At 74.8% G+C, this 11548-nt stretch carries 8 protein-coding genes; 3 read left to right on the top strand and 5 right to left on the bottom strand.

Going from position 1 to position 11548, the window contains the following annotated elements:
* Positions 1 to 243: 243 nt before the first annotated feature.
* From ABZ497_RS33680 to ABZ497_RS33665, 4 genes are all read right to left on the bottom strand, one after another.
* A complete protein-coding gene (locus tag ABZ497_RS33680; RefSeq protein ID WP_359811144.1) occupies positions 244 to 1077 on the bottom strand; it encodes a DUF6585 family protein in 834 nt (277 codons plus the stop codon).
* A 105-nt stretch (positions 1078 to 1182) separates the two neighbouring features.
* The gene (locus tag ABZ497_RS33675; RefSeq protein ID WP_359811142.1) at positions 1183 to 2262 is read right to left on the bottom strand and encodes an alpha/beta hydrolase-fold protein; all 1080 of its coding nucleotides are present in this window, start codon (positions 2260 to 2262) and stop codon (positions 1183 to 1185) included.
* A 74-nt stretch (positions 2263 to 2336) separates the two neighbouring features.
* Positions 2337 to 3479 carry a serine hydrolase domain-containing protein gene (locus ABZ497_RS33670; RefSeq protein WP_359811140.1) on the bottom strand — a complete coding sequence of 381 codons (1143 nt, stop codon included), beginning with the start codon at positions 3477 to 3479 and terminating at the stop codon, positions 2337 to 2339.
* Between the two features lie 220 nt (positions 3480 to 3699).
* Entirely contained in the window at positions 3700 to 6222 is a 2523-nt protein-coding gene (locus tag ABZ497_RS33665) for a helix-turn-helix domain-containing protein (protein WP_359811138.1), read from the bottom strand.
* A gap of 91 nt (positions 6223 to 6313) precedes the next feature.
* Between ABZ497_RS33665 and ABZ497_RS33660 the strand changes: the two genes are divergently transcribed.
* The 3 genes from ABZ497_RS33660 to ABZ497_RS33650 all read left to right on the top strand — a co-directional run bounded on the left by ABZ497_RS33660 (position 6314) and on the right by ABZ497_RS33650 (position 10376).
* Positions 6314 to 6631: a hypothetical protein gene (locus tag ABZ497_RS33660; protein ID WP_359811135.1), complete on the top strand. Its 318-nt coding sequence runs from the start codon at positions 6314 to 6316 to the stop codon at positions 6629 to 6631.
* A gap of 162 nt (positions 6632 to 6793) precedes the next feature.
* Positions 6794 to 7990: a DUF4185 domain-containing protein gene (locus ABZ497_RS33655; protein WP_359811132.1), complete on the top strand. Its 1197-nt coding sequence runs from the start codon at positions 6794 to 6796 to the stop codon at positions 7988 to 7990.
* Positions 7991 to 8060: 70 nt separating this feature from the next.
* Entirely contained in the window at positions 8061 to 10376 is a 2316-nt protein-coding gene (locus ABZ497_RS33650) for a glycoside hydrolase domain-containing protein (RefSeq protein WP_359811130.1), read from the top strand.
* Between the two features lie 109 nt (positions 10377 to 10485).
* Here ABZ497_RS33650 and ABZ497_RS33645 read toward each other — a convergent pair whose 3' ends face one another.
* Entirely contained in the window at positions 10486 to 11505 is a 1020-nt protein-coding gene (locus ABZ497_RS33645; protein ID WP_359811128.1) for an alpha/beta hydrolase, read from the bottom strand.
* Positions 11506 to 11548 lie beyond the last annotated feature (43 nt).

The raw sequence follows: 11548 nt of genomic DNA, 5'->3' as shown, positions 1-11548 counted from the left end.
TCGTTTAGGGGGTGGGAGTGGTCCGGGCCACAGGTTTGGGGGTGTGAGGCCGGGCACATCGTCGACGGTGGGTGACGGGGTGTCGGCGGGGGGTGTGGATCGTGGGGGGTGGGGGTCGGGGGTCGGGTGGCGCGCACCACAGCCCTCACCCGACGCCCGGAGGACTGCTACCCACGGTGACGATTTCGGGCGACGACCGACGGGCGCCGGCCCACCCCCGTGGGACCGGCACCCGCCGCGTCGTCAGCCCGCCGGCCGGCCGGCGGAGCGCCGCAGGTGTTCGGCGAGGGCGAGGAAGACGAAGAAGTTCGGGATCGTGCTCACGGCGGCGTGGGTCAGGGCCCGCCACCGGCCGGCGACCCTGAGCTTGACGAAGCCGTCGAAGACCTTGATCTCCTGGATCTCCTGCCACTGCGCGGACTCGCGGGCCGAGCCGACGGCGTCCGCGGTCAGCCAGAGCCGGCCGAACTCCAGCCGCCCGCCCGAGTCCAGGGCGGCGACCGCCCCGGGGAGCTGGGCCCGGGTGACGGCCTGCTGGAGCGCGGGCCCCCACTCCCGCGGGTTGCTGAATCTGCCCCTCTCGGCGACCTCGCCCGACCCGTCCGCCCGGCCGCGCAGCACGACCTTCGCGCCGTCCACGTCGGTGAGCGTGTACTCGTAGGACGTGTAGCCGCCGACGCCGGTGTGCCGGACGGTGTTCTGGAGGACGGACGTGCTCTCGTAGCGGACGGCGTGGACCCGGCCCTTCACCACGGCGGTGAGACCGCGCTCGTGGAGGTCGAGCCGGACGCCCTGGTTCTTCGCCGTCGTGGACCGTTCCTTCCAGATGCCCAGCGGGACCAGCAGCAGCAGTCCGAGCGGGATGACCGCCAGCGCCGCCGCCTCGGTGAGCGAGAGCACCAGCGCCAGCCCCCCGAGGACCACCGCCCCGGTCACCGCGCAGCCGAGCGAACTCGCCTGCGACCGGGTGCCCGGGTAGACCGCCACCCGGTCACCCAGCCGGTTGCGGACCGCCGCCTCGTCGATCAGCGTCAGAAGCTCGCTCCGGCCGTCCGCGAGGCCGTCCTGTCCGGTCATGCGCTGTCCTCTGCCTCGTGTTCGGGGTGTTCGTCGCGTCCGTGGTGCTCGCGGTGACCGGGTGGGCCCGCCCCGGCGGTGCGGGCCCACCCGGTCGGCCGGGGCTCAGCCCGCCCGGTCGAAGGCGGCCTGGAGCCGGGGGACGTAGTCGGCGAGCGCCGGCGCCCAGCAGCCGTAGTTGTGGCCGCCGTCGCAGGTGGGCGACAGGGTCGAGCCGTCGCCGTAGTCGACGTAGCGGCTGGCGATGCCGAGCTGGTTCAGCCGGGTCCGGACGGTGTCGGTGGCGATCGCCGTGAAGTGGTCGATGGGCCCCCGGTCGCCGGTGTAGAGGGCGACGTCGGTGGCGGCCAGCTTGGCCAGGTTGGCGCCCGCGGCCGGGTTGACCTCGTTCCAGACGTGGTCGGCGCCGAAGACCGGGTACGGCGAGCCGAAGATCGCGTCGCTGTCGACGTAGGGCCCGTAGCCGACGCACTGGCCGCTGCCGGAGGTGCTCACGGCGCACCACGCACCCGGGAGGTTGAGCTCGGTGGCCAGGACCGTGGCGCGGATCTCGGTCATGCCGAGGTCGATGCCGCCGGACAGCGAGGCGACGTGGCCGAACAGGTCGGGCCGGAACTCGGCGTAGCGCAGCGCGCCGTAGCCGCCCATCGACAGGCCGACGACGGCCCGGTGCGACCGGTCGCCGAGGGTGCGCAGGTTGGCGTCGATGAAGGGGACGACCTGGCTGGTGTGGAAGGTCTGCCAGTTGGCCGCGCCGAGCACGGTGTTCTGCATGACCCAGTCGGCGTACCAGCCCTTGAGGCCGCCGTCCGGGACGACGGTGATCATCGCGTCGGAGTGCAGGGCGGGCGCGGCCGCGACGTCGTCCACGGTGCCGGCCCCGCCGTGCAGGAAGTACGTCACCGGCCAGCGCCGGCCGGGGTCGGCGGCGTAGCCCCGGGGGAGGAGGATCCGGATCTTGTGCGTGCCGGAGAGCTGACCGGTGGTCACGGTCAGCGTGAAGTCGGTGTCCGAGTGCACGTCGGGGGCGCCGACCTGGGTCAGGCCGAACCCGTCGGTGAAGGTCGGCGGGGCCGGGTCGGCCGCGTGCGCGGGCGCACCGACGAGCAGCGCGGACACGGCCGTCGCCGCGGCGACGACGGCCGCCCTGGCGTGCCGGCGCCAGGCGGGCGGGAAGGAGGTCATCGAAGGTCCTCTCGGGGTGGGTGCAGGGGGAGCGGGCCCCGCGGCCGGGCGACGGACGGGGGCGGGGCGCGGTGCTACAGCGCGCAGTAGGCGTCGACCGTCGCCTTGCCGGTGTCCTGCTGGCCCTTCGTCCCGGCGAGCAGGTGGAACTCGTTGTTGGCGCGCGCGACCTGCTTGGCGCCGTCGTCGCTGGTGTACCAGTCGCTGAAGTAGCCCAGTACGGCGCCGTTGTGGCTCCAGGCCCACTGGCCGCACGGCAGCTGCACGTGGACGATGCCCAGGCCGTAGCCCACGGTGCCGTCGGCGGTCACCGGGACGGTGGTCTTGAGCTCGGCCTCCTGCGCGGGTGCCAGGAGCCGGCCGGTGACCAGGGCCCGGGAGAAGGCCGTCAGGTCGTCCAGGGTCGACACGATCGCCCCGGCGGGCCCGAAGGTCTGGACGTCGGAGACGGTGACGTCCCTGATGCCGATGCCGATCACCGGGTACTCGTAGCCGTGCAGGTGGTTGCCGGAGATGGTCGGATCGCTGGTCGGGAAGGTCGTGTCGGCGAGGCCGAGCGGTTCGATGATCCGCTGCCGGATCTCGGCGGCGGCGTCGTTGCCGGTGACGGCCTTGATCACCATGCCGGCCAGGACGTAGTTGGTGTTGGAGTAGCTCCACTGCCCGCCCGGAGTGCCGGTGGGCCGGTGCTGGGCGAGGCCGAGGTTCACCAGGGTCTGCGCCGGCCAGGCCTTGGTGGGCTCGGTGTTCAGCGCGTAGGACAGTGCGAACCCGGTGTCCTTGGCGTAGTCGGGCAGGCCGGAGGTGTGGTTCAGCAACTGGCGGATCGTGATCGTGCTGCCGTCGTAGCCGTTCGCGGCGACCGCGCCGGGCAGCCACTTCGCGACGGTGTCGTCGAGGGACAGCCGCTGCTCGCCCTCCAGCTGGAGCAGCACGGTGGCGGTGAACGCCTTGGTGTTGCTGCCGATCCGGAACCTGGCCTTCGGATCGGCGGGCACCCTGGTGGACAGGTCGCCGACCCCCGCGTGCACGTACTGGGTGGTGTCACCCTGGCGGACCAGGCCGATCACGCCGGGGTATCCGTCGGCGACCCCCTGCTGGGCGCCGGCCTGGAGGAGGCCGGCGGCGGTCGGGGTGTCGGCGTGCGCCGGCCCGGCACCGGCGAGGGCGGCGAGCGCCAGCGCCGCGCCGGCGGCGGTCAGACGTAGGGGTTTCATCGGACTCCTCGGGCTGCGGGTGGTCATGGCGGCGCGCGGTGCTCGCGACCGGTCCGGTGGGCCCGGACCGTCGGCGCGGCGCCGACCTGGTACCCGTGATCCTGCGGGCCGGCCGCCCCGGCGGACAGGCCATCGCACCGGCCACATGTGACCGGCCCCGCTCCGGCCTGCGGATTCGCGCGCCCCACCCGGGCAGTGCCGGCGGGCCGGGCGCCGGCGGTCACGGCGTTCCGGCCGGTGCGGGCGGGAAGGTGGCCGGTGCGTACTTGCCGTGCTGCTGGCGGAAGGTGCGGCCGAGGTGGTGCTGGAGCCGCTCGTGCCGGAACTGGTAGACCGCGCCGGTCTGGCGCAGCACGCCGCGCTGGTAGGCGTCGTCCAGGAACGCGACCGGGCGCCAGGGCAGCCGGCCGGTCAGCGGCAGCCAGACCCGGGCCAGCACCAGCCACTGGCCCCAGGCGGTGAAGGCGAGCAGATAGGCGACCGTCCCGCCGATCCCGCCGACCGCCCCGATGAACAGGCCGTCCGCCAGCCCCCAGTTCAGCGGACCCAGGACGCCCTGGAACAGGTCGACGACCAGGCGCCCGCCGCCGGCGATGGTGAGGGTGAGGGCCGGCGCCAGGACGAGGAACTGCCGGGCCACCGTGGCGCGGTTGGCGCTGAGCAGGCTGACCGGGGTGGCCGAGGAGGTGACGTCCACCGGCGCCTCCAGCGCGGCCGAGAGCCCGAAGACCAGGCCGGCCGCCGACCCGAAGGTCAGCCCGAGGCAGAGCATGTTGATCAGGGTGCCTTCGAGGACGTCCGGGTCGGTCAGCGGGGAGCCCGCGTACAGCGCGCGTTCCAGCGCGAGCGCGCAGGCGCAGCCGACGCCCATCAGGGACCCGCCGAGCAGACCGTCCCCGAACCGGGCGAGGAAGGTGCGGACCGGCCGCCGGCCGAGGCTGTCGTGGGTGCCGGGCAGCCGCAGCCGCACCCGGGACGGCTCGAAGACCTCCCCGCCGCCGAAGGTGATCAGGATCGCGTACACCGACCCGAAGGCGAGCCCGGCCACCGGCCCCATCAGGCTGCCCTGCAGCAGCACCTCGCCGGCCCCGGTGCCGAAGCCGATGCCGAGCAGGCTGACGAACAGTCCGACGAACCAGTCGGCGAGGGCGACGCTCAGCGAGGTGGCCACGACCACGGCCATGACCCGGGTCGAGCGCGGCAGCGTGTCGCCGAGCTGCCACCAGGCGAGGTCCTGCCGGTCGTGGTCGAGCCGGACCAGGTGGTGCGCGAGGTGGCCGAGCCAGTGCTGGGCGCGACCGGTGTCCCAGTCCGTCGGCCGGTCCGGCCGGCCGGCGGCGTCCCGCTCCGGGGCGCGGCGGCGGTACACCGCGGGGACGAAGCCCGCCAGCAGGTGCTCCTCCAGGGACTTCGCGGTGGGGAAGCGGGCGGTGTCGAGCAGTTCGGCGGGGTCGCGGCCGGGTGTCTCGCTGTAGGCGGTGCGCGCCAGGATCACCATGAGCGGCGTGGTCAGCACCGCGGCGAGGGCGGCGCCCGCCCCGCTCTCCCCGGCGCGCAGCTCGTCGAGCACGGTGTCCCACAGCGACCCGTCCGCGCTCCCGTCCGAGCTCCCGGCGGCGGCGTCGCCGCGGCCGACCGACCGGGCCGTCCGGGGCAGGTAGTGGCCGAGGTCGTCGAGGGTGAGGTCGGCGAGCGTGATGCCGGCCGCCCAGAGCAGCGGCGCGTGCGCCTCCTGGACGGCCTCGGCGAACTCGTCGTGCCGGCTGGTGAGGACGAGCGGCAGGGTGGTGGCGTTGAGGGCGTCGAGGGCCTCCCGCCGCAGGCCCTCCGCGATCTCGTCGAACCCGTCGAGGACGGGGAGGACGAGGTCGGCGTCGACCAGCGCGGCGGCCAGCGTCGACCCGTGCGGACCCCGGCGGGCCAGGTGCGGGTGGTCGCGCAGCAGCCGCCCGACCAGCCAGTCCCGCAGCGCGGTGGTGGTCGGGTCCCAGGAGCCGAGACTGAAGATGACCGGGACCCGGCCGGCGGCGCCCGGGGCCTCCAACTGGTCCAGGACGAACCTGATCGTGAGGATCGACTTGCCCGAGCCGGCCCGGCCGAGGATCACCAGCCGCCCGGAGGAGATCCGCCGGTAGACCTCCGCCACGCTCCGCAGGTCACCGCTGAGGTCCATCGGGCGGGAGGCGGCCCCCGGGCCGAGCCGCTGGATGTTCTCCGCACGGTCCGTCAGCCCGGCCGGTGCCCGCTGCCACCGGACCGGGAGCGGGAACGGGTCGTGGACCCGGCGCTGAGCCTCCTCGCGGCGCCAGCGGCGTCTGACCTCGCCGGCCAGCTCCTGCGCGGCGTCGGCCAGCGCGCCGGGCACCGGGCGGGGCGCGGGTGGCGCGGGGGTCTCGGGGGTCTCGGGTGGTGCCGACGGGCCGGGGGCCGGGGACTCGGCGGCCGGGCCGCCGGGTGGAGCGGGCGCCGGTTCGAGCGGCGCCGGAGCCGGCCGGGGGACCGCGGGAGCCGACGCGCCGCGCGCCTCGGCGAGCGTGCTCGCCAGCTGCCGGCGGTCCTCCGCGCTGATGTCGAGGGCGTCGGCCAGCAGATTGACCGTACCCAGTCGATGGTCGCTGGACCTGCCGCTCTCCAGCCGGCGGATGGTGCGCACGCTCACGCCGGAGCGCTCCGCCACCTGTTCCTGCGTCAGGCCCGCCTGGCCGCGCAGCCGGCGTAACAGCGTGCCGAGCTGATCCGTCACCGGGGCGCCTCTCTACTCGCCGGTAATCGCCGGTGAGCCTACCGGTGACGACCGGTCAGCGATGTCCGGCCGGTTGGCCTGTTCACCGAACATGACGAACGCCACAATCGCTGCCTTCGTGCAGGCGCTGTGCGGCGAGAAGCGAGGAGTCGACGTGGCCTACCGCTACTGGTGCGGTGAGTGCAGTTCCAGGACGGCCTGGCTCGGCGAGTCCGAGGGGGAGCGGCAGCAGGTCGAGCACTACGCGAAACGGCATCCCGGCATCCCGCCCGGCGGCCAGGTCGAGGTCGGCAGAAGACTCGACGCCGGCCGCGGCCAGCTCGCGCCGGCCGCGGCCGCGCTCGTCCTGCTGATCGTCCTGCTGATCGTCGTGGTGGCCGTGGTGGCCGTGGTGACCCGGTACCGGTAGGCCGCGCCGCCGCCGGCACCGGCCGCCTTTGGCCGGTCCGTGGCCTGTCCCGGCCGGTCGGCCGGAGCCCAGCATGGGCGCCGGGGCCGCACGCTCCCGGGGGCCGGTGTCCGGCGCCCCGCCCGGCGGCACCCCACCCCTCCCAGCAACCGAAGGAGATCCATGTCCACTTCACCGCAGCCGGGGCAGGCCCTCACCCGGCGCTCGCTCCTGCGGACCGGGACGGGGCTCGCCCTGGGCACCGGCCTCGCCGTGGGCGCCGGGGCCGCCGCCGCCGGGCCCGCCGCCGCGACCAACGGCGTCGGCCAGACCGGCGCGCCCCTGTGCCAGCTGCCCGGTGACTCGGCGAGCCGGTACGGGCTGGGCAGCGGCGACCTGGGCATCCCGTACTACCGGGAGCACGACAACACCTGGGGCTACGTGTTCGGCGACTCCTTCGACACCGGCAACGGCTACCTCGGCTCCCCGGTGATGCTGAACCAGGCGACCTTCGACCGCTCCGGGGCGACCCCGATCACGTTCAGCTACGCCATGCCCGACGGTTCCGCGGCCCAGCTCCTCGACTACGGCCACGGAACCGACAACGGCCACGGGGTGGAGAGCACCCGGATCCCGAACGACTGCATCGAGTTCGGCGGCCGCACCTACCTCCAGTACACCTCGGTGGCGCGCGGCATCGGCCCGGACCCGCTGCCCGCCGGCGAGGACGGCTCACTGATGTCGGGCGTCGCCCACTCCGACGACTTCGGCCGGACCTGGACCGACTACCCGTACCACTGGCCCGGCCAGGACCAGGGCGTCAACCAGTCGATGTACGGGATGTGGTCCTTCGCCGGCATCGACCCGGACGGCTGGCTCTACATCTACTCCAAGCGCTGGAACGGCACCCACAAGAACACCGCGGACCAGGGCGCGATCCAGCTGTTCCGGATCGACCCGGACGCGTTCCGGGCCGGCGACTTCGGGGCCCAGCAGAACTGGGCGTACGACGGCGGCTGGCACTGGGCCACCGACGGCACCCCGCCGACCCCGCTGTTCGGCCCCGGGAACAACATCGGCGAGTTCTCCGTGAAGCGGATCGACGGCCGCTACTGCATGAGCTACCTCGACCTGACGGACGGTTCGATCTGCACGCGCACCGCGCCCCGGCCCGACGCCGCGTGGTCGGCGCCGGTCCCGCAGATCGTGGTGAGCAACCTCTGGCCGCCGAACCACTGGGGCCGGCCGCAGGTCGAGAGCCTCTACGGCGGCTACATCCACCCCGGCAGCGCCGGTGCGAACTCGCTGACGCTGATCGTCTCCCAGTGGACCGCGCAGGGCGCCTACCGGGTCCTGCAGTTCGACGGGATCCGGCCGTAGTGCGCGCCCCGCAGCGGCCGTCACGGCCGCCCCTCGACACCCCGCGACCCCCGCACCGGAAGGAGTCCCCGTGAGACTCGCCGTCCTGACCAGAGCGCTGGTGGGCGCGCTGCTCCTCTCCTCCGCCGTCCTCGCCACCACCGGCCCGGCCGCCGCGGCCACCGACGGCGCCAAGGACGTGACCTACCGGGGCACCACGCTGCGCGTCCCCGGCACCTGGCCGGTGATCGACCTGGACGCGGCGCCGGACACCTGCGTGCGGTTCGACCGGCACGCCGTCTACCTCGGCCGCCCCGGGGAGAACCAGGACTGCCCGTCCCACCTGCGGGGACGCAGCGAGGCGATCCTGGTGCAGCCGGCCCTACCCGGCGCGGCGCGCGGGGCACGGGAGAACACCGCCTCCCGCGAGATCACGGCGACCACCGGCGCGGTCACCGTCACCGCGGCCTACGGCAGCGACCGGGCGGCGGTGGCGACCGTCCTCGACCGGGCCGGTCTGCCGCAGCCGCGCCGGACGGCGCAGGCACCGCGGAGCGCGGCCGACCCGGCCGGCGCCGGCGGCATCACGGCCGCCGCCGGCGCGGCGCTGACCGACGCGGTGGACGGCGGCGCCACCAACTACACGGGCCAGGGCTTCGACCCGTGCGCGGCACCGAGCTCGTCCACCATGCGCACCTGGATGGACGCCTCGCCCTACGGCGCGATCGGCATCTACATCGGCGGCGTCAACCGCACCTGCGACCAGCCGAACCTGACCGCCGACTGGGTCGCCCGGCAGGCCTCGATCGGCTGGCACTTCTTCCCGCTGTACGTCGGCCACCAGGCGCCGGGCGCCTGCCCCGGCTGCGCCACGATCCCCTCCGCGGCCCAGGGCGCGGCCGACGCCGACGACGCGATCGCGCAGATGTCGGCCCTCGGCTTCCCCCCGGGCACCCCGGTCTACATGGACAACGAGCACTACGCCCCGTCGTATTCGGGCCTGGTCCTGGGCTACCTGTCCGCCTGGACCACGCAGTTGCACGCCCGGGGCTACCTGTCGGGCGTGTACGGCAGTGCCGGCAGCACGATCTCCGACCTGGTCGCCCACTACTCCTCCTACGCGATGCCGGACGTCATCGACTTCGCGGCGTGGCCGGGCAACGGCAGCACCAGCACCTCGGACCCGGCGATCCCGGACCACCTGTGGGCGAACCACCAGCGGATCCACCAGTACACCGGTGGCCAGAACGAGACCTACGGCGGCATCACCATCAACATCGACGCCGACTACCTGGACGTCCGACTGGCGCCCACCGCCAGGGGGTGGGACGACTTCGGCGACGGCCGGCAGAACCCGGCGATCGGCCGGCAGGCCAACGGGGCGATGGTCGCGTTCGCGGTCTCGCCGGACCAGCAGGGGCTGTTCTTCCGCGAGCAGACGGTACCGAACGGCGGCTGGGGAACGTGGCAGCGGCTCGGCGGTCCGGTCGGCGGCCTGCCGGTGGTCGGCCGCGACCCCGACGGGCGGCTGGAGCTGTTCGTCCTCGGCCCCGGCCGGAGCAGCGTCCAGCACAGCTGGCAGACCACGCCGAACGGCGGCTGGAGCACGTGGGACACCTCCTTCGGCCCCGCGGCCTCGGGCCTGAGTGTCGGTCAGAACGCGGACGGGCGGCTGGAGGTGTTCGCGGTGGCGCCGGACCGCAGTTCGATCTCGCACATCTGGCAGACGGAGCCCAACGGCGGGTGGAGTGGCTGGAACGGTGACGGCGCCGGGCCGTTCGGGGGCCCGGCCGGTGGTGCGCCGGTGGTCGGTCACCAGGCCGACGGGCGGATGGCGGTCTTCGTGCTGGGACCGAACGGCAGCGGGGTGGCGATCCGCGAACAGGTGGCCCCGTCCGCCGGCTGGGGCGCCTGGAACGGCTCCTTCGGGCCCGCGGCATCCGATCTGAGTGTCGGTCAGAACGCGGACGGCCGGCTGGAGGTGTTCGCGGTGGCGCCGGACCGCAGTTCGATCTCGCACATCTGGCAGACGGAGCCCAACGGCGGGTGGAGTGGCTGGAACGGTGACGGCGGCGCGCCGTTCGGGGGCCCGGCCGGCGGTACGCCGGTGGTCGGTCACCAGGCCGACGGGCGGATGGCGGTCTTCGTGCTGGGACCGAACGGCAGCGGGGTGGCGATCCGCGAACAGGTGGCCCCGTCCGCCGGCTGGGGCGCCTGGAACGGCTCCTTCGGCGGCGCCGCCGCGACCGTGAACGTCAGCCGCAACGCGGACGGCCGGCTGGAGGTGTTCGCCCTCGCCCCCGGCGGAGCCAACATCTCGCACATCTGGCAGAACGCGCCCAACGGCGGCTGGAGTGCCTGGAACGCCGACGGTACCTTCGGCGGCGCCGCCTGGGTGGGCGTATGAACACGTCGAGAGGAACGGTCGAGACCGCGATGCCACCGCGCACCCGCCCCGCCCGCCACGCGTCGCACGCCTCCAGGGCGACGGCCCCCGGTGTCCGGCGCCGGCCGGATCAGCGCACGAGGAGGCGCCGGAGCCAGCGGGTACGGGCGCCGCGGGCGTCCCGGGCCAGCGCCGAGTGCGGCGCGAGGGTGTCGAAGCCGTGGCAGGCACCGGGCCACACGTGCAGTTCGGCCCGGCCGCCGGCCTGCCAGAGCGCCTGGGCGTAGGCGACGTCCTCGTCCCGGAGGGTCTCGGCCGATCCGACGTCGATGTAGGCCGGGGGCAGCCCGGACAGGTCGGTGGCGCGGGCGGGGGCCGCGTAGGGCGGGAGGTCCGCGGCACCGTACCGGTCACCCAGCAGGGCCTGCCACGCGGTGGCGTTGGAGGTGCGGTCCCAGGTGTCGGTGCCGGCCAGCTGGTGGCTGGAGAAGGTGCGGTCGCGGTCGTCCAGCATCGGGCTGAGCAGCAGTTGCCCGAGCGGGACGGGCCCGCCCCGGTCCCGGGTGAGCAGGGCGAGCGCGGCGGCGAGCCCGCCGCCGGCGCTCTTGCCGCCGAGCACGATGCGCGCCGGGTCGATTCCCAGCCGGTCGGCGTGCGCGGCCGCCCAGGTGAGGCCGGCGTAGCAGTCCTCCACCGGTCCGGGGTACCGCGTCCGCGGTGCCAGCCGGTACTCGACGGAGATGACGGCCAGCTCCAGCGGGAGCGCCCACTCCCGCAGCACCCGGGGGAGGACGGACCAGGCGTTGCCCATGACCATGCCGCCGCCGTGCAGGTAGTACAGCAGCGGCAGCGGCCGGGAGATCCCGGCGGGCCGGGCGCTCAGCAGGGTGACCTCCGGCCCGTCCGGCGGTCCCGGTACCCGGAGTTCGGCCACCTCGAAACGGCCGCCGTCGGTCAGCTCGTGGACGGCGGGCCGGGGCCGGGTCGCGGTGTCCCGGGCCTGGCGGGCCGCCAGGTTCGCCGGGGTGAGCGGCTCCCCGGCCGCGTCGCCCAGAGCCGCCAGCGCGGCGGCCAGCTCGGGGTCGAACGGGGGCGCGGTCCGGGCCTCCGGGGCGGGGCCGGGTGCGGCCGGCGGGTCGGCGACGCTCATGCCGGGCCGTCCGGTCGAGCCCCGGGGCGCCGGCCGGACGGGA

Origin of the sequence: Kitasatospora sp. NPDC005751 (assembly GCF_040630835.1) — a bacterium.
Taxonomy (GTDB): Bacteria; Actinomycetota; Actinomycetes; order Streptomycetales; family Streptomycetaceae; genus Kitasatospora.
The sequence above is the reverse complement of the archived record's forward strand: the minus strand, read 5'-3'. Positions and strand labels throughout refer to the sequence as shown.